This is a genomic window from Enterobacteriaceae endosymbiont of Macroplea appendiculata (genome assembly GCF_012571605.1).
GTDB lineage: Bacteria > Pseudomonadota > Gammaproteobacteria > Enterobacterales > Enterobacteriaceae.
On sequence record NZ_CP046220.1, the window covers coordinates 55,514 to 74,918 of the forward strand.

Consider the following 19,405-nt stretch of genomic DNA (forward strand, 5'->3'; position numbering starts at 1 on the left):
TTTATTTTTTTAATAATATTATATAATTATATATTAGCTATATAATATTTCTTAAATATGTAAACGATGTTCTCCTGCATATTTAGTATTATTAATGCATTTATTACAAAGATTATTCATTCTATTAACCATATAATACCAACATCTCACACATTTAGAATATGTACTTTTTTGAATATTAAAATTATTGATGATGTTAGTAGTATTTATCGTATTTATTATAATATTTACTTTAGATACTAGTAAAAAAAAATTTAATTCTTGATTTAATAATGATATTTTTTTATAATGATTTCTGTGTATATATAAGGTAATATTTGCTTCTAAAGAACTACATATAATTTTTTTATTACGTGCATCTTCAATAATTTTATTTACTTCTTCTTTAAAAAGAAACATAAAATTCCAATAATCATTATTCATATTTTCTTTATTAGATAACGTAAATAGTTTATCGTACCATGTTACAGTAAAAATATTTTTTATTTTACCTCCTGGCATATATCCCCATGCTTCATATGCAGTAAATGATAATATCGGCATAATCCAGCGTACTAATGATTCTAATATCATATATAATGATGTTTGGCAACTTAATCTTTCTATGCTTTTTTTAGGAAAAGTATATTGTCTATCTTTTATTAAATCGAAATATATAGAACCCAATTCTATTGTACAAAATTTCATAATCATTTTAACTATATTATGTATATTATAATGCTTATAATCATTAATAATCAAATCTTGTAATATTTTAGTTTTATGTATAATCCATTTATCTATACTTAACATATTATGTGTAGAAATGATGTCATTATTAGGATTAAAATCATTTAAATTTGATAAAATATATCTAATAGTATTACGTATACGTCTATAAATTTCTGTAATATTTTGTAAAATAGAAGTAGAAAGATGTACTTCACTATAGTAATCTGTAGAAGCAACCCATAAACGTAAAATATCAGCACCAAATTTTTTTATTACATCTTGTGGCTTAATAATATTACCGATGGATTTAGACATTTTTTTACCTGTATGATCTACAGTAAAACCATGACTTATAACATTTTTATACGGATTTTTATTTTGTGTAATAGTTGATAAAACTAATGCAGCAATAAACCATCCTCTATATTGATCTGAACCTTCTAAATACATATCAATTTTATTGATATTTAATTTTTGTTTAACCACAGCATCATATGTTGATCCTGAATCAAACCATACATCTAAAACATCTGTTACTTTATGATAATTAATATAATCTTTTCCTAAAACATCTTTTTCTTTTAAATCCCACCATGCTTGTACACCATATTTTTCTACAATACTAGCAATTTTATTTATTAATTTTGTAGAATTATTGTATATTTTATTAGTTTTTTTATGTACAAATAAAGGTATTGGTATACCCCAACGTCTTTGTCTAGAGATGCACCAATCTGGCCTTTTTTGCAACATATTTTTCATTCGGTTTAAACCCCATTTAGGAATCCAATTTATTTTATTAATATTTTGTAATGATAATTTTCTTAAATCATGATGTTCCATACTAATAAACCATTGTGGAGTAGCAATATAAATAATTGGAGTTTTATGTCTCCAACAACATGGATAATTATGTAAATATTTTTTTTGTAAAAATAAAGTATTATTTTTTAATAAAATATGTATTATGACTTTATCTGAATTAAAAACATTAATATTATTAAGTTTACGATGTATTCCATTAATATAATATCCTTTTAAATTAATAATATTATCTTTACATTTAATATTATTTTCATCACAAATGTTATAATCATCTAAACCATGATTAGGAGCAATATGTACTATACCAGTACCTTTTTTATGTGCAACATAAGAACTAATAATTATTTTAGAATGAATATTAGTAATTGGGTTTTGTAATTTTGTTGTCGTAAAAAAGTCTTTACCTTTTAATTGTCCAACAATTTGCCATTGTAAAATTTTAATATGTTTAAAAATTACTTTCACTAAATTTTTAGCTACCACAATAATTTCGTTATTAATAAATATAAATTGATAATTTATATCTGGATGTATAGCAATTGCTTGATTAGCTGGTATAGTCCATGGTGTTGTTGTCCATATTAATAATGATATGTTAATATTTTCATGCTGAATATTAAAAAGATTTTTATATCTTATATTATCTATTATTATAAATTTAACATACATTGATGTAGTATATTTGGCAATGTAATCTATTTCAGCTTCTGCTAATGAAGAACTACATTGTATACACCAATGAATGGGTTTATTACTTTGATAAACATAATTATTTTTCAAAACTTTACCAAAAGTACGAATAATATTTGCTTCTATTTTATAATCCATAGTTAGATATGGATTATCCCAATCAGCTATTATTCCTAATCTAATAAAATCTTTTTTTTGTTTTTGTACTTGTTTTAATGCATATTTTCTACATTGAATTCTAAATTCAGTATCATTTAATGATATATTTTGTTTTTTACAAATTTGTTCTATTTGATGTTCAATTGGTAGACCATGACAATCCCAACCAGGAATAAATGGTGTATAATAACCATGTAACATTTTAGATTTAATAATAATATCTTTTAAAATTTTATTAAAAGCATGTCCAATATGTATATCACCGTTTGCATATGGTGGTCCATCATGTAAAAAAAATATTTTTTTAGTTTTATGTGTATTTAAAATTTTTTGATACAAATTTTCTATAGCCCATTTTTCCAATATGCTTAATTCTTTAATTGCAAGATTAGCTTTCATTGGAAATAATGTATAAGGTAAATTTAAATTAAATTTATTTTTCATACTTTATATCTTTATATAATTAAAATAATATGTTTCATATTACATAATATTTATTAATATACGTATATACTATTGTTTTTTATTTTATGTTAATATTTATTAAATATATTATATATTATAATACTTATATTCATTCATATAGTAAAAATTTTTTAATAAAAATAGGAATACTAAGAAATATGGCAAATATCAAATCATCTAAAAAAAGAGTATTAAAATCTATACAACAAAAAAAAAATAATACAAGTTATCGTACTATGATAAAAACATTTATTAAAAAAGTAAAAAAAACTATTTTAGACAATAATAAAACACAATCTTTAATTGCATTTCATAAAATGCAATCTATTGTTGATAAACAAGCACATAAAGGATTAATACATAAAAATAAAGCTGCACGTATAAAATCTAGAATATATGCTAAAATTAATAATATGATTTAATACATTTATCACATATTATATGCATATATTATCTTCTAAAATGTCTATTACACTAACACTAAATGCTGCTAATAAAATTAAATCATTAATATTACCGGATCAAAGACAAATATTAAAATTTCGAATTTTTATTGTTGGTGGTGGTTGTAATGGTTTCCAGTATCAATTTAAATTAGATGATGCTGTTAATAAACATGATTATATTATTAATACATTAGGGATTAGTATTATCATAGATAAAATAAGTATTCAATACATATCAGGAAGTTGTATTGATTATGTTGTGAATCTTAATGAATCTAAATTTAAAGTAAATAACCCACAAGCAAAAATTACTTGTAATTGTGGTTCTTCATTTGATATATAAGAGGTAAGAATATATGTCTACTATTAAAGTTGTTTTATTAAGACATGGGCAGAGTACATGGAATAAAGAAAATTTATTTACAGGATGGCATGATGTTTCATTATCTGAAGAAGGCAAGATTGAAGCAATAGACGCAGGGAAAATATTAAAAAATTATAATTTTTTATTTGATTATGCTTATACTTCAGTATTACAAAGAGCTATATGTACTTTATGGTATATATTAAAAGAATTAAACCAATTATGGATACCTGTTACAAAAAGTTGGAGACTAAATGAAAGGCACTATGGTGCTTTACAAGGTATGAATAAATTACAAGTAACACAAAAATATGGAGAAAAACAAGTTACGTTATGGAGACGTAGCTATCAAATTAATCCACCAGCTTTAACTATTGATGATCCGCGTTGTCCTAGATATGATGCTAAATATTCTCATTTAGAAGATTATGAATTACCATTAACAGAAAGTTTGTCTATTACATTAAAAAGAGTTGTATATTTTTGGGAAAATAATATTTTCCCAAAAATAAAAAATGGCGAACGTGTTATTATTGTAGCACATGGTAATTCTTTAAGAGCATTAATTAAACATATAGAAAAAATTAATGATGATGATATCATTAATTTAAATATTCCTACAGGAATACCTATGATTTGTGAGTTTAATCATAAAATGAAGTTTATAAAACGATTTTATTTAAATAATATATAATTAAATTGATTTTTTGTCAGCTTGTATAGCAGTAACAGCGATAGTATATACAATATCTTCAATAGATGAACCTCGAGAAAGGTCATTAACTGGTTGCTGGATTCCTTGTAATATAGGACCTATAGAGACTATATTGGCAGTTCTTTGTACAGCTTTATAAGTCGTATTACCAGTATTTAAATCTGGGAATATAATGGTATTAGCATGACCAGCAATATTAGAATTAGGTGCTTTGTATCGTCCAATACTAATATCTATTGCAGCATCATACTGTAATGGACCATCTACTAATATTTGAGGTGCATTATGATGTATTAATTGTGTGGCTTTATATACTTTTTTTACTTCTAAACTATTACTAGATGTTCCAGTAGCATATGAAATCATCGCTATTTTAGCATCTATATTAAATAAAGTTGCTGTTTCTACAGTTTGAAGGGCAATTTCTGCTAACTGTTTATAATTAGGATTAGGATTAATAGCACAATCACCATATATTAATATTTTTTGTGGTAATAACATAAAAAAGATTGATGATATAATAGAATACTGTGGTACAGTTTTAATAATTTGTAATGCTGGTCTAATAGTATTAGCAGTAGTTTGACTTGCTCCTGCAACAATACCATCTATTTGCTTATTTTTAAGCATCATGGTAGCTACGAACATATTATTTTTTAATAATTGTTTGGCATCCATAATACTTATTCCTTTTTCTTTTCTTAGCAAGAATAATTGTTCTATATAATTATTACGTATAGAATCAGGATTAATAATTTGTATATTGTTATATTGAATATTAATATCATGTTCTTTAGCTATGTTATTAATATGCTGAGGATGACCTAATAAAATACAATTTGCAATTTTTTTTTTTGCACATATTGAAGCAGCTTGTATAGTACGTATTTCTTCCCCCTCTGGCAATAAAATAGTTTTATGTAATTTAATTGCTTTTTGTATTAATAAATATTTAAATATTTCTGGATTATTATAGATAATATGTTTTTTTTGTATAAATATATTTTTTGGTAAAAAAATAGAAAGATATTGAATTATTTGTTCTATAAAAGAAAAATTTAAGTAAACAAAATTACTTTTATAGAAATATTGTAATTTATTATAGATAATATTATTATCATATTTGGTATATATGATATTCATATTTTTTTTGTTTGCTAACAATATAATTTTTTTAATTAATTTATTTTCTGTATTTTTAGTAATATTATTTATATTACTAATATTAGTTAGTAGTACATTGTATGTTATAGGCTGAACATCAGATTTAGATATAATATTATGTAACTGTTTTATTATTTGATTATTATTACAAGAAATAATTAATAAAGACATATTATAACAACAAGACTGCATTATGAAATCTTCATATACAAAAATAATGTTTTTTATTAACAATGCATTTTGCTGATTTTTATTTATTATACTACAACATAAATATTGACATAAATGATCTATTGTAATGCCTAATAAGTGTGTAGTATTATATATAATTGGATAAATACCATTATCATGATTATTTTCAGAAGATAATTTTAAACTATTATGGTGTATACATGTTGTATAATAAGAAAATTGGTTATATATATTAAAAAATAAATTTTGTGTATCATAATTTTGTATGATAATTTTCATATTATTTCTAATAATAGTATTAGTGATGACTTTTTTACTAATATAATTAATATTATTTTGTATGAGTTTAAAATCAATATCTATGTTATTAGAAGCAGTAATAAATATTATTTCAGCGTTTAAAATATTTGCAATTTTACAATTTAAAAAAAATGTTAATATTTCATGTTGTGGAGCAATAAAACCTGTTATAAACATAATATAATTTTGGTTTTTATATTTATAAAAGTTATGTATTATGCTATTGATAACTTTATTATGATATAAACTATCATTTAATGCACTTATGTTATTAATTATTATAGGATTTATATATTTTACATTTACATATTTTTTTTCAATAAAAGATTTATTATATATACACGTTTGTTCCTGAGTTTTAAAAATCGGATTCAATAATATAATTTTATTAAATTGAGACTGTAATTTATTTAATAAAGTAATATTAATATTATTAAAAAAATTTATATTAACATTAATAGGTATTGAAATAATAACTTTATTCATAACAATCACCATTGTTTATATATTACATAATTTTGCAGTATTTTGTGCAATAATTAATTCTTCATTTGTAGGGATAACTACTATAGGTATACTATTATTTATTTGATGTATCATGCCTGTTTTACCTAAAATAGTTTGTTTATTTAAAATTGGATTGATTCGCATATTTAATATTTTTAATTTTTTAATTGTTTTATCTCTTATTAAGACACTATTAGCACCAATGCCACCTGTAAATACTAAAGCATGAATTTTATTATTCAGCAAAATACTATAAGATGCTATATATTTAGACAAATTTTGTATAAAAATATCTAAAGATATTTTTATTTGCTTATTATTATAATATTGTTTTTCAAGATATCTAAAATCACTTGTTAATTCACTTAGTCCTAACATGCCAGATTTATTCATTAAAATATCACTAATATCATCTATATTGATATTTAATTTTTTATTCATGTAAAAAATAATAGCAGGATCAATATTACCGCATCTAGTGCCCATTACTAAACCCTCTAATGGTGTTAAACCCATAGAAGTATCTATACTTTTACCTTGATATATTGCAGTAATTGAAGATCCATTGCCTAGATGGCATGTAATACCATTAAACATTTTTAATGGTATATTTAATAAATTAGATACTTGTTGTGTAACAAATTGATGACTAATACCATGAGCACCATATCTTCTAATCTTATATTTTGTATAAAATTTTAAAGGAATAGCATATAAATAAGATTTTTTAGGCATAGTTTGATGAAAAGATGTATCAAATACTGCTACTTGTTTGTTCTGTAAATGTGGTAATAATTTAATAATATTTTTAATGCCTGTTAATTGTATTGGATTATGTAAAGGAGCAAAAATAGCTGCTTGTTGTATTGCTTGCATAACATTATTATTGATAATAACTGGATATAAAAATTTTTCTCCACCATGGACAATACGATGTCCTACTGCTTGTATAGCATTAAATATATTATTATATTGTTTAAATAATATATGATTAATTAAATAATTTAATGCTAGTTCATGATCTATATGATCATCAAAATTTACTTTTTTTTTTTTTTTATTAAACTTCCATGTTATATAAGCATTTTTACAAAAATTTTCCGCAATTCCATATAATATATTTTTATTTGTAATCATATTAATGATAGAAAATTTTAAAGATGAACTACCACAATTAATGACTAATATTAATTTCATAACTCTTACTTCCACTTTATTATAAATTTAATTTATTAAATTTTAATTTGAAAAATTATTATTCAATAATATATATTTAAATATTATAAAGATATTATATTTATATAACAAATTATAAATTTAATAAGTTTATTTACATTTTCATATATACAAATATATTTATTTCATTTACAATAAACTCGTTGTGTATGTTATCTTGGCGCATTGGCAGAATGGTGATGCAGAGGATTGCAAATCCTTATATTACGGTTCAATTCCGTAATGCGCCTATGATCTTCATAATATTCTGTGGCCCAGGTGGTGGAATGGTAGACACAAGGGACTTAAAATCCCTCGACAAATACATTGTTGTGCGGGTTCAAGTCCCGCTCTGGGTATTACATCTAATTTTTAATAATTAATAAAAAACATTTTTATGTTATTTTTTGGATTAGGTATATAAAAATATTTAGGATAGATAATATGTGATAAATATAATCCGTGAGCTTGTACAGTATGTGCCGCTTTAGTTCTATCTTTTAATTTTATAAGATCAGATATCCATGTTATTGGTTGTTTACCAATCCCAACATATAATAGGCATCCTATAATATTTCTTACCATATGTTGTAAAAAAGAATTAGCTTTAATATCTATTATAATATATTGTTTATGCTTTAAAACATAACAATGTATAATTTTTCTTTTAGAATGCCTAGATTGGCATTGGGAAGAACGGAAAGAAGTAAAATCATGTTCACCAATTAAAAATTGAGCAGCTTGATTCATTTTATTTATATTCAGTAGATATTTATAATGCATGACAAGTTTGTTAAAAATACTTAATTTATGTGAACAATTATAAATTATATAATGATAACGACGAAATAAAGCACTAAACCTAGCATGAAACGTTTTATGTATAGGAATCAACCATATTAATACTATATCTTCAGGTAATAAACTATTAATGCCAAAAAACCAAGACTTATGAGTTCTATAAGTATTTGTTTCAAAATGAGCAACTTGTCCAGTACTATGTACACCAACATCGGTACGCCCGCCACAAACAATATGAACAAGGTGATTAGCAATCTTAGATACTGCATTTTCTATATGTTGTTGTATAGTTTGATCATTATTTTGTTGTTTTTGCCAACCATGATATTTATTACCATTATATTCTATGCCTATAGCGAATTTATATATTTTATTCATTATATTTATAATTTATATTTATTAAATCATTGTATAACATTAATTATACTATTTTAAATATATATTATATAATATTTATATTTTCTGTGTTTAATTATAAAAATATAAATTATGTTTCTACTTCCAAAAGAGTTTTTTATGAAAAAAAAAAAAATATTGCATTTTACAAAAAATATTTTTATGACATTAATAAAATCAATAAAATTATTTTTAATCATGATCTTAATAACTGGTTTACAATGTCATATATATGCAAATAATCTTCATTCTTATAAAACAAAATTAATAACATTACATACTCATAATACACCAACGTATTTATTAAATAAAAATTATTATTTTATTTTATTGAATAAAATAATCAATATATATTATAAACTAGTTAGTTTAACGCAAATAATAATTAATGATATGGTAAAAATAATTATTAGTCCTTATTATGATAAATATCATGTTAATCATATCACTTATATGAATTATATTGTATTTCCCATTAATAATGCTATATTACATTCTGTTAAATTTATATTTTTAAACAAAATAAAATGTATATTTGTCTTAATTAAAAACTTAATGAATGTTCTTATTTATCATACTCAGTTTAGTACTTTTATGATAAATAAGCATCTAAAACAAACTACTAGTAGTTTGTTTTATATAAATGATGATATTGAACAAATTAATATAAAACAAATCTATAAAAATCAAATTAATCTAATAAATAAAATAAATATTTTTAAAATATTAGTTACTAAAACCATAAAAATATTATGGATATTACAATCACATGTGAATCAAATTAGTAACAAACATATAAAAAATTTTCAAAATAATAATGTTATGATATTAAATAATAAATATTATATTAAAATTATGACAATGGTTTTAAATAATCATACAACAAATAATAATATTTCTGGAAACAAAAAAATATCTTGTGAAAGATTACAATTGTTTAAACATATTCAGCCATTAGAAAAATATCAAAAAATTGTTAGCGTACCTGTATATTATGGTAAATATCGTGTAATTAAAGTTGGTTTATATGAAAATGTTTATTTAACAGTTTTAAAAAAACAAGAAAAAAATATCCATATTTTGTATCATGTATATAATAACAAAATATTAGCACCAATATATAAAAATCAAATATTAGGATATATGTGTTTTATTAATAAAAACCATATACTGAAAATATATCCATTAGTTGCATTACATAATGTACCATTAGGTAATTTCTTTATTAGATTTTTAGATTATGTTCGTTTGTTTTTAAGTAAATGGTTAAATCAATAATGTCAAATCAAAGAATGATTATACGTGATTTAGGAATAGAATCTTGGCATACAACATACTGTAAAATGTTTAATTTTAATGCACAAAGAACAATAAATACTTTAGATGAAATATGGATGGTAGAACATGTTCCAGTATTTACACAAGGTAAAACTACTAAACATCATGAGATATTTTATTTTAAACATAATATACCATTATTTGAAACAGATAGAGGAGGTAAAATTACATTTCATGCACCAGGACAGCAAATTATGTATTTTCTCATAAATTTAAAAAGAGCATCAATAAAAATTAGACACTTTATTTATATTTTAGAAAAAACTATTATTAATACATTATTAAATTTTAATATCTCTGCTATTACAGGAACATTATATAATAAAAATCCTGGTGCATATTATCAAAATAAAAAAATTGCTTCTATTGGTTTAAAAATATCGAAAGGATGTACATCACATGGCTTATCATTAAATGTTAATATGAATCTGATTCCTTTTAATTATATATATCCATGTGGTTATAAAAACTTATGTATGACACAAATAAAAGAATTTATACCTCAAATTAAAATGTTAACAGTTAAAAAATTATTAGTTAATACTTTTATTACATTATTTAAACAAAGTTAAAGATTATATTAATCTTCTATATATTATTTGCTATGATAATTAGCATTAATAATATCTTTTAAAAATAAAATATGAAACAAAATTTATTAACAAAACCTTATTGGATTAAAGTTAAATATTATACAAAAAATGTAAAAAAAATTACACATATTAAATCTATTCTTAGAAAGAATAATTTACATTCTGTATGTGAAGAAGCATCATGTCCTAATATTACAGAATGTTTTGGTAAAGGGCAAGTTACTTTTATGATTTTAGGTAATATTTGTACTAGAAATTGTTCTTATTGTAATGTTACACATGGACGACCTATTGTAAACAATAATAATAATGAACCTTTATACTTAGCACGTATGATATATAAAATGAGATTAAAATATGTAGTTATTACATCTGTTAATCGTGATGATTTACTAGATAAAGGAGTACAACAATTTATAAATTGTATACAACATATTAAATGTATGAATCATAATATTAAAATAGAAATTTTAGTACCTGATTTTAAACATTTTGTTAATGAAGCTATAGATATGTTAGGACAAAATTTACCACATGTTTTTAATCATAATTTAGAAACTGTAGAACGTTTACATAAACATATACGTCCAGGTGGGAATTATACACAATCATTAATTTTATTGAAAAAATTTAAACAAAAATATCCTCATATAATTACAAAATCAGGATTAATGGTTGGTTTAGGAGAAACTATAAAAGAAATATATAAAACTATTCAAGATATTAAAGATCATAATGTTGATATTATTACTATTGGACAATATTTACAACCTACCAAAAAACATATTTCTGTAAAAAAATATATTAGTATACAAGAATTTATACAAATGAAACGTTATGCAATAGATATTGGTTTTAAACAAGCAATTTGCGGACCATTAATTCGTTCTTCATATAATGCAGAATATTATTCATTATAATTTTAAATAATATTGTAATTAGTAACTTATGAATCCATAAGATAACCAGGCCTCTGAAAAGTTCCAATTTATGTAAAACTCAAATAACGAATATATACAATTTTATTCCAAAAAAACAATATTATTATATACACATTCTGAATATTCATAATTAAAACTCTCTCAGAGGCATTTAGTTTTTATGTTATAAATTTTGTACTTTTATTTTTTGAAAATTATCTAAATAGCGACAACATTAGCTGCAGAAGGCCCTTTAGCACCATTAGTAATTTCAAATTCTACTTTTTGCCCTTCAGCAAGTGTTTTAAAACCACTACTTTGAATTGCAGAAAAATGTACAAAAACATCTTTACTACCATCTTCAGGTGTAATAAATCCGAAACCTTTAGATTCATTAAACCATTTTACATTACCTTTAATCTTGGACATCAATCATTACCTTTACATAAAAAAGACACGGAAAAGTGTGTCATAATAAAGTACATCAATTAATTACATATTTGTCTAGTGAAACACAGTAAAACAGTGACTAATATCAAATTTTTATAATTTTTTTTGATAAAAAATAAATTTTACCCTAATTAATATTATTAACTATTATAATCAATTTTATAAAATATAATGTCTTTATTAACAGGAAAAAAAATACTTGTAACTGGAATACTGAATAAATATTCTATTGCTTATGGTATAGCTAAAATGCTTTATAAACATAAAGCTGATTTAATCATTACATATCAACATAAAAAACATAAAAATAAAATCCAACAATTAGTAAATAATATTACTCCATATCCTATCTTAAAATGTAATTTTGCTAAAGATAAAGATATCAAAAAATTATTTCAAAAAATTTCAACTATATGGAAAACATTTGATGGTTTGATATATGCTATTGCTTTTATGCCTTTTTATAAATTATGTAATAACTTTATTGATAATATATCTCGTAAAACATTTAATATAACTCATGATATTAGTTCATATACTTTATTTGGTATTCTAAAAGAATCAAAAAATATGTTAAATTATCATGCTTCTATTATTGTTTTGACATATTTAGGGTCAGAACGTGTAATTAGAAATTATCATATTATGGGTTCTGCTAAAGCTTCTTTAGAAGCTAATATACGTTATATTGCTTGTTATTTAGGAAAGAAAAATATTAAAGTAAATGGTATTTCTACTGCACCTATTGCAACTGTATCAGCAAAAACAATAAAAAATTTTCATAAAATTAAAACATATTATAAACAAAAAGCTCCTTTAACATATCCTATTACAATAGAACATATTGGTAATGTAGCAGTATTTTTATCTTCTTATTTATCAGATGGTATTACTGGAGAAATTATACATGTTGATGGAGGATTTAATATTATCGTAATCTAAATTTATATTCATGTTTATATTTAAATATAACTTTTATATATTTATTTTTATGCATATAATATAAATTATTATATTATATATATTAAGATCTTTTTTTATTTATATAAATAATTTATAAAATTTTATAATAAAGGAAATATATAATGTTCATTGGTGTTCCTAAAGAAACATTATTACAAGAAACTAGAATTGCTATTGTACCAAACACAATAAAAAAATTAATACAATTAGGATTTAGTGTAAGCATCGAAAAAGGTGCAGGGGTAAAATCATATTTTTTAGATAAAGATTTTATAAATTGTGGAGCTAAAATTGTTACTAATAATAAAGTATGGGAATGTAATATTATTATTAAAATTAATCCACCAACAAAAACAGAAATTAGTTTTTTACAAAAAAATACTATCTTAATTTGTTTTATGTGGCCTAATAAAAATAATGATATTGTATCATTATTAGCTTCACGAAATATAACTACTTTTGCAATGGATTTAGTACCAAGAATTTCTAGAGCACAATCTTTAGACGCATTAAGTTCTATGAGTAATTTAGCAGGTTATCGTAGTATTATAGAATCTATATATTTATTATCTAAACCACTTAATGGTCAAATTACTGCTGCGGGAAAAATTTACCCAGCTAAGGTTTTAGTAATTGGTGCTGGAGTAGCAGGATTATCGGCTATTGCAACAGCAAAAAGCTTAGGTGCTGAAGTGATAGCATTCGATACAAGAAAAGAAGTTAAAGAACAAATTAGTAGTATGGGTGCTACATTTTTAGAATATTCAGATAAATATAAACAATATGAGAAAATATTAAAAAACAATAAAAACATAAATGCAAATATAGAAAAGAAAACAATATGTCATGTACTTAAAAATATTGATATAATTATTACTACAGCTTCTATACCGAATCAAAAAGCTCCTATACTTATTGATAAAGATATGGTTGCACAAATGAATCCTGGTAGTATTATTTTTGATTTATCTATTGAAAATGGGGGTAATTGTGAATTAAGTAAAATAAATAAAACAATAGTAACAAACAATAATGTTACTATTATAGGACATACTAACTTACCTAGTAAGTTACCAATACAATCTTCAAAATTATATAGTAATAATATTACTAATTTTCTTAATTTATTATATAATAAACATGATAAAAAGATACATATTAATCTTAAAGATGAAATAATACATTGCATGTTAATTACTTACAAGAAACAAATCTTATGGCCTATTAAACCATTTATTCAAAAGAATAAAATTAATAATCATTATATACCTCCTGTAAAGATTAAAAATAAAAATGTATATATACAAAAAAATTTTAATAAAGATGTTCAACAAAATAATATGTTTACATTCAGTATATATACATTAATATGTGTATTGATTTGTTATATATCATTTTTTATACCACCTATAACTATATTACATCTTAATATTTTTATTTTATCTTGCATTATAGGATACTATGTTATATGGAACGTAGATCATAAATTACATACTCCATTAATGTCTGTAACAAATGCTATTTCAGGTATTATTATCATTGGTGCTATTTTACAAATGAATAGCAATATATTTATTATTAATATTTTATCTTTTGTTGGTATTTTAGTATCTAGTATTAATATTTTTGGGGGTTTAGCTATTACTAGACGTATGTTAAAAATGTTTTCTTAAAATTAAGAAGGATTAATAATCAATGTTATATGGATTCATTTCAGTTATATATATGATATCTGCAATATTATTTATTATAAGTCTTGCATATTTTTCACAACAACAAACTTCTAAAAAAGGTAATTTATGTGCTATTAGTGGAATGTTTTTTGCTATTATTACTACTATCTGTAATAATTATTACAATATTATTTATATAATAATAGCAATTTTTTTAGGTGCTATTATTGGTATCAATATATCTAAAAAAATTAATATGACTAAAATACCACAATTAATAGCTATTTTGCATAGTTTTGTAGGTCTTACTGCTATAACTGTTGGTTTTAACAGTTTTCTATTAATGGTACATTTTCATCATATTAATAAATTACAATTATCTGAAATTTTTATTAGTATTTTTATTGGTACGATTACACTCATTGGTTCTATTATAGCTTTTGGTAAATTATCAAATATATTATCTTCTAATAATTATATAATAAAATATAAACATACAATTAATATTATTAATTTTATTTTTATATGTGTATTAATGACAATATTTTTAACTATTAATAATATAAAATTACAATTTTTAATTTTAATATTAATGATTATTAATACATTATTTTTAAGTTTTACATTAATTATGGGAATAAATGGTGCTGATATGCCTATTGTAATATCTATGCTGAATTCATATTCAGGATGGGCAGCATCAGCATCAGGTTTTATTTTAAATAATGATTTATTAATTATTACAGGTGCTTTAGTAGGATCGTCCGGTGCTATATTAGCATATCTAATGTGTAAAGGCATGAATAGATCTTTCTTAAATATTATATTAGGTGGTCAACATAAAAAAAATATTGTTATACATAATAATATTAAACAGATATATCAAAATATTAATATTAAAGATACAATTAATATTTTAAAAACATCTAATAATATTATTATTGTGCCAGGATATGGTTTAGCTGTGGCGCAGGCACAGCATATATTATCTAAAATCGTGAAAAAATTATTTTCATATAATGTCAAAATAAAATTTGCTATACATCCTGTTGCTGGAAGATTGCCAGGACACATGAATGTATTATTAGCAGAAGCTAAAATACCATATAATATGATATTTGAAATGAATGAAATTAATAATGATTTTCAAAATACAGATACTGTCATAATTATAGGTGCTAATGATACTGTAAATCCTGCAGCATTAGAAAATATAGAAAGTCCAATTTCTGGTATGCCTGTTTTACATGTTTGGAAAGCAAAAAAAATTATTATCTTAAAAAGAAGCATGGGTCAAGGTTATTCAGGTATAGATAATCCTTTATTTTATAATAAAAAAAGTTATATGTTATTTGGTGATGCAAAAGATAACCTTAATAAAATTTCACAAAATATGTAACAATAAAGTTTACTCAATCTAATATATATTGAAAAATATATATACAATGAGTAAACTTTACAAATAAAGAACTTATTTATTTACTAAATAAATAAGTTTTATATAATTAATAATTTGGATATATTTACCACGTATCATAATAATTTTATTATTTTTAAATTTACTAAAAGTTCTACTAATAGTTTCTGTAGCTAAACCTAAATAATTACCTATATCATATCGATTCATAGATAATTTAATAAATTTTATAGAATCTTGTGACATATTATTTTTTTTATATAAATTATATATAAAAGTAGCAATTTTTTGTTCTGCATTAAATTTAGATAATAAAAATATAAGTTGCTGATATTGTATTGTTTCTTGTATTATGAAATTAATTATATAATTATTAATGATAGGTATTTGATTATAAATATATTTAAAAATATTTAATGGTATTAAACATATAGTTGATTTTTCTAAAGATTGAGTAAAACTATTATAATATCCACTAATAATATTATCTAAACCAAATAAATCACCATGAAAATAAAATTTCATAATTTGTTCTGTGCCAGACTGAGTAATAAAAAATTTTTTTATTACTCCAGAACATAATATATATATATATTTAATAGGATCTTTTTCTTGAAATAATATATACCCTTTTTGTATTATTTTTTTTTTAGTAAAAATATTGTAATGTTCTAATTTATTTTGTTGAAAAAAATAAAATATACATATTTTTTGTACATAACAATAACTACAATAGTTATTACATGTTTTTAATTGTGATTTTTTTTTATTATATATTTTTTTTAGTATCATCTTATTTATTACATAATAATGATGAAGTCAATTTATAAGTATCTTGCATAATAAATCATACATTTTATTAATAAAAAATATTTATAATTAAAGATATATTTCATAATATTATCCTTTAAAAATTTAAAGATTACATTTAAGTAATTTAAAAAATAATTTTATATGTTTATAATTGATTCTACAATTTTAAATTGTGTTATGTGCAAATATATTTATAATAAAAAATTTTAATCTTATTTTTTATACGAATAATTTAATGATATTACAATCATAAATATTATTTTAAATCATGATTTATATCATTATAATATAATTAATTTATTCATAACTATTATATTACTTTAAACAACAACAGTATTATTTTTTTGAATATTTTTTATTATTTATATGTCAATAGATTACTATTTATTTCTATAAAATATAATTTTATCCTTTGATTAAAGTATTATAGTAAATAATATATAAAATATTTATATAATAATATTCACAAGATATTTTTTTATAAAATAGTAAATTTAATAATGAAGGAAAACATCTATATATATGTAATTTTATTTAGATTTTTTTTTTATAAAATATAGTATGTTATTATATAGAACTATTATCTTATGTAATAATTTTTTTATTTTTAAATAAATATTTTTTTTCTTTATCTGTGTTTTTTTTCTTACTATATAATAATTAGGAGTATATAATTTAATATCGGGAATTATAGATATTTTAATATTTCTTTTTTGTATAGAATATATAACTTGTTTTTGTTCTTTTAATAAATAATTAGCAATTTTAATAGGTACTGTAACATAAATTTCTTTAGTTTGATTTTTAAATGATTGTTCTTCTATTAATCGTAAAATCGATAATGATAAAGATTTATTATTTCTTAAAAATCCATTACCACCACATCTTGGACATATATAATAACTAGAATCTTTTAAAGAAGAATTTAGTCTTTGACGTGACATTTCTAATAAACCAAACCTAGAAATATGATTTATTTGTATTTTTGCCCTATCTTTTTTAGTTTTAGCTTGTAATCTTTTTTTTATAGTAAGCTGATGTGCCATAAGAGACATATCAATAAAATCTATTACGATTAAACCACCAATATCTCTAAACCTTAATTGTTTAGCAATTTCGTCTACTGCTTCTAAGTTAATATTAAATGCTGTTTCTTCAATATCAGCACCTTTCGTAGCTTTAGCAGAATTCACATCTATGGATGTTAATGCTTCTGTTGAATCTATTACAATGGATCCACCAGAACATAAACGTACTTTACGTTGAAAAGCTGTTTCTATTTGTGATTCAATTTGATAATAACTAAATAAAGGTATAGGACCTTTATAAAATTTAATTTTATCATAAAAATCTTTATGACCTAATATATTTATATAATTTTTAGCTATTTGTAATATTTTAGTATGATCTATTAGAATTTCTTGTATATCAGGAGTTAAATAATCCCTTAATGCTCTAATAATAATATTACTTTCCTGATAAATTAAAAATGGTGATATTTTTTTATTCGCAGTATGTTTAATAATTTCCCAATGTTTTAATCTACATTGTAAATCTAAATTTAATGTTTTAAGATCTTTACCAATACTAGAAGTACGTATTATTATACCCATTCCATTTGGTATGGATAGTAATGATAATTTTTGTTTTAACATATTTCTTGCATTACCACTAATTTTTTTAGAGATACCGTAAATATGTGGATTATTTGGTAATAAAATTAAATAAATACCAGCTAAACTAATAAAAGTAGTTAGTGATGCTCCTTTATTAGTCCGTTCTTCTTTATTAATTTGTACAATAATATTTTTACTTTTAAAAGAAAATTTATTAATTAATTTAGTATGTGAAATGGTATTACATAAATATTCTTTTGCAATATCTTTAAAAGGTAAAAAACCATGTTTATCACTTCCATAATCTATAAATACTGCTTCTAGACTTGGTACAATACGACTAATTTTACCGAGGTATATGTTAGATTTTTTTTTTTTATAACAAGTATTTTCTATATCTAAATCATATAGTTGTTTCCCTTTTATTATTGCAATACGTACTTCTACAGATTGTGTTGCATTTATTAACATTTTTTTCATAATAAAATATATATATCCTATTTTAAAAAATTTGATTCTTTGCATAAATATTAATCTTATATTTATAAAAATTTAAAATATATGTAAATAATCCAAATATATTTTTTTAGATTATTTAAAAAAGTAAATAAATTTTAAGTATTAGATTACAAAACATAGAAAATAGTATTACTTATTTATATAAAATTTTAT

General features: G+C 21.6%; 16 protein-coding genes and 2 tRNA genes. 11 read left to right on the plus strand and 7 right to left on the minus strand.

Annotated features, from left to right (window positions below):
• Positions 1-51 precede the first annotated feature (51 nt).
• A complete protein-coding gene (gene ileS / locus GJT86_RS00295) occupies positions 52-2,829 on the minus strand; it encodes an isoleucine--tRNA ligase (protein ID WP_168920315.1) in 2,778 nt (925 codons plus the stop codon).
• A 179-nt stretch (positions 2,830-3,008) separates the two neighbouring features.
• Here ileS and rpsT point away from each other — a divergent pair, with 179 nt between their 5' ends.
• From rpsT to gpmA, 3 genes are read left to right on the plus strand one after another with little or no spacing between them, the layout of a single operon-like run.
• Complete coding sequence (gene rpsT, locus GJT86_RS00300; protein ID WP_168920316.1) at positions 3,009-3,272, plus strand: 30S ribosomal protein S20; 264 nt, start codon at positions 3,009-3,011, stop codon at positions 3,270-3,272.
• 19 nt (positions 3,273-3,291) lie between these two features.
• Positions 3,292-3,639, plus strand: coding sequence for an iron-sulfur cluster insertion protein ErpA (gene erpA / locus GJT86_RS00305; protein ID WP_246209054.1), 348 nt, complete (start codon positions 3,292-3,294; stop codon positions 3,637-3,639).
• A gap of 13 nt (positions 3,640-3,652) precedes the next feature.
• Positions 3,653-4,354, plus strand: coding sequence for a 2,3-diphosphoglycerate-dependent phosphoglycerate mutase (gene gpmA, locus GJT86_RS00310; RefSeq protein ID WP_168920317.1), 702 nt, complete (start codon positions 3,653-3,655; stop codon positions 4,352-4,354).
• On the opposite strand, the gene pta is transcribed toward gpmA, so the two are convergent.
• Both pta and GJT86_RS00320 read right to left on the minus strand, forming a co-directional pair.
• Entirely contained in the window at positions 4,355-6,517 is a 2,163-nt protein-coding gene (gene pta / locus GJT86_RS00315) for a phosphate acetyltransferase (RefSeq protein ID WP_168920318.1), read from the minus strand.
• 15 nt (positions 6,518-6,532) lie between these two features.
• Positions 6,533-7,750: an acetate kinase gene (locus GJT86_RS00320; protein ID WP_211080489.1), complete on the minus strand. Its 1,218-nt coding sequence runs from the start codon at positions 7,748-7,750 to the stop codon at positions 6,533-6,535.
• A 183-nt stretch (positions 7,751-7,933) separates the two neighbouring features.
• Here GJT86_RS00320 and GJT86_RS00325 point away from each other — a divergent pair.
• Together GJT86_RS00325 and GJT86_RS00330 are read left to right on the plus strand one after the other, a co-directional pair.
• Positions 7,934-8,004 (plus strand) — tRNA-Cys (locus GJT86_RS00325).
• A 22-nt stretch (positions 8,005-8,026) separates the two neighbouring features.
• A tRNA-Leu gene (locus GJT86_RS00330) sits at positions 8,027-8,112 on the plus strand.
• Between the two features lie 13 nt (positions 8,113-8,125).
• Here GJT86_RS00330 and truA read toward each other — a convergent pair.
• Positions 8,126-8,932, minus strand: coding sequence for a tRNA pseudouridine(38-40) synthase TruA (truA, locus tag GJT86_RS00335; protein WP_211080490.1), 807 nt, complete (start codon positions 8,930-8,932; stop codon positions 8,126-8,128).
• A 138-nt stretch (positions 8,933-9,070) separates the two neighbouring features.
• Between truA and GJT86_RS00340 the strand changes: the two genes are divergently transcribed.
• The 3 genes from GJT86_RS00340 (at position 9,071) to lipA (ending at position 11,801) form a co-directional block, all read left to right on the plus strand.
• The gene (locus GJT86_RS00340) at positions 9,071-10,228 is read left to right on the plus strand and encodes a hypothetical protein (protein WP_168920320.1); all 1,158 of its coding nucleotides are present in this window, start codon (positions 9,071-9,073) and stop codon (positions 10,226-10,228) included.
• Complete coding sequence (gene lipB, locus GJT86_RS00345; protein WP_168920321.1) at positions 10,228-10,860, plus strand: lipoyl(octanoyl) transferase LipB; 633 nt, start codon at positions 10,228-10,230, stop codon at positions 10,858-10,860. The genes GJT86_RS00340 and lipB overlap by 1 nt, the downstream gene beginning before the upstream one ends.
• A 71-nt stretch (positions 10,861-10,931) precedes the next feature.
• Complete coding sequence (lipA, locus tag GJT86_RS00350; protein WP_168920322.1) at positions 10,932-11,801, plus strand: lipoyl synthase; 870 nt, start codon at positions 10,932-10,934, stop codon at positions 11,799-11,801.
• A 219-nt stretch (positions 11,802-12,020) separates the two neighbouring features.
• Here lipA and cspE read toward each other — a convergent pair whose 3' ends face one another.
• Positions 12,021-12,230 carry a transcription antiterminator/RNA stability regulator CspE gene (gene cspE / locus GJT86_RS00355; RefSeq protein ID WP_168920323.1) on the minus strand — a complete coding sequence of 70 codons (210 nt, stop codon included), beginning with the start codon at positions 12,228-12,230 and terminating at the stop codon, positions 12,021-12,023.
• Positions 12,231-12,422: 192 nt separating this feature from the next.
• On the opposite strand from cspE, the gene GJT86_RS00360 reads away from it, so the two are divergent.
• The 3 genes from GJT86_RS00360 to GJT86_RS00370 all read left to right on the plus strand — a co-directional run bounded on the left by GJT86_RS00360 (position 12,423) and on the right by GJT86_RS00370 (position 16,286).
• The gene (locus tag GJT86_RS00360) at positions 12,423-13,193 is read left to right on the plus strand and encodes an enoyl-ACP reductase FabI (protein WP_168920324.1); all 771 of its coding nucleotides are present in this window, start codon (positions 12,423-12,425) and stop codon (positions 13,191-13,193) included.
• A 143-nt stretch (positions 13,194-13,336) separates the two neighbouring features.
• Positions 13,337-14,887 carry a Re/Si-specific NAD(P)(+) transhydrogenase subunit alpha gene (locus GJT86_RS00365; protein ID WP_168920325.1) on the plus strand — a complete coding sequence of 517 codons (1,551 nt, stop codon included), beginning with the start codon at positions 13,337-13,339 and terminating at the stop codon, positions 14,885-14,887.
• Positions 14,888-14,909: 22 nt separating this feature from the next.
• Positions 14,910-16,286, plus strand: coding sequence for an NAD(P)(+) transhydrogenase (Re/Si-specific) subunit beta (locus tag GJT86_RS00370; protein ID WP_168920326.1), 1,377 nt, complete (start codon positions 14,910-14,912; stop codon positions 16,284-16,286).
• A gap of 72 nt (positions 16,287-16,358) precedes the next feature.
• On the opposite strand, the gene GJT86_RS00375 is transcribed toward GJT86_RS00370, so the two are convergent.
• Both GJT86_RS00375 and GJT86_RS00380 read right to left on the minus strand, forming a co-directional pair.
• Positions 16,359-17,096, minus strand: a complete 738-nt coding sequence (locus GJT86_RS00375; RefSeq protein ID WP_168920327.1) for a cyclic nucleotide-binding domain-containing protein — start codon at positions 17,094-17,096, stop codon at positions 16,359-16,361.
• Between the two features lie 551 nt (positions 17,097-17,647).
• On the minus strand, positions 17,648-19,213 hold the full coding sequence (locus tag GJT86_RS00380; RefSeq protein WP_168920328.1) for an Rne/Rng family ribonuclease: 1,566 nt from the start codon (positions 19,211-19,213) through the stop codon (positions 17,648-17,650).
• Positions 19,214-19,405: the final 192 nt, after the last annotated feature.

Bases quoted from the DNA above. Each gene is read 5' to 3' on its own strand.
- ileS (WP_168920315.1), bottom strand. From the start codon at position 2,829: ATGAAAAATAAATTTAATTTAAATTTACCTTATACATTATTTCCAATG.
- rpsT (WP_168920316.1), top strand. From the start codon at position 3,009: ATGGCAAATATCAAATCATCTAAAAAAAGAGTATTAAAATCTATACAA.
- erpA (WP_246209054.1), top strand. From the start codon at position 3,292: ATGCATATATTATCTTCTAAAATGTCTATTACACTAACACTAAATGCT.
- gpmA (WP_168920317.1), top strand. From the start codon at position 3,653: ATGTCTACTATTAAAGTTGTTTTATTAAGACATGGGCAGAGTACATGG.
- pta (WP_168920318.1), bottom strand. From the start codon at position 6,517: ATGAATAAAGTTATTATTTCAATACCTATTAATGTTAATATAAATTTT.
- truA (WP_211080490.1), bottom strand. From the start codon at position 8,932: ATGAATAAAATATATAAATTCGCTATAGGCATAGAATATAATGGTAAT.
- GJT86_RS00340 (WP_168920320.1), top strand. From the start codon at position 9,071: ATGAAAAAAAAAAAAATATTGCATTTTACAAAAAATATTTTTATGACA.
- lipB (WP_168920321.1), top strand. From the start codon at position 10,228: ATGTCAAATCAAAGAATGATTATACGTGATTTAGGAATAGAATCTTGG.
- lipA (WP_168920322.1), top strand. From the start codon at position 10,932: ATGAAACAAAATTTATTAACAAAACCTTATTGGATTAAAGTTAAATAT.
- cspE (WP_168920323.1), bottom strand. From the start codon at position 12,230: ATGTCCAAGATTAAAGGTAATGTAAAATGGTTTAATGAATCTAAAGGT.
- GJT86_RS00360 (WP_168920324.1), top strand. From the start codon at position 12,423: ATGTCTTTATTAACAGGAAAAAAAATACTTGTAACTGGAATACTGAAT.
- GJT86_RS00365 (WP_168920325.1), top strand. From the start codon at position 13,337: ATGTTCATTGGTGTTCCTAAAGAAACATTATTACAAGAAACTAGAATT.
- GJT86_RS00370 (WP_168920326.1), top strand. From the start codon at position 14,910: ATGTTATATGGATTCATTTCAGTTATATATATGATATCTGCAATATTA.
- GJT86_RS00375 (WP_168920327.1), bottom strand. From the start codon at position 17,096: ATGATACTAAAAAAAATATATAATAAAAAAAAATCACAATTAAAAACA.
- GJT86_RS00380 (WP_168920328.1), bottom strand. From the start codon at position 19,213: ATGAAAAAAATGTTAATAAATGCAACACAATCTGTAGAAGTACGTATT.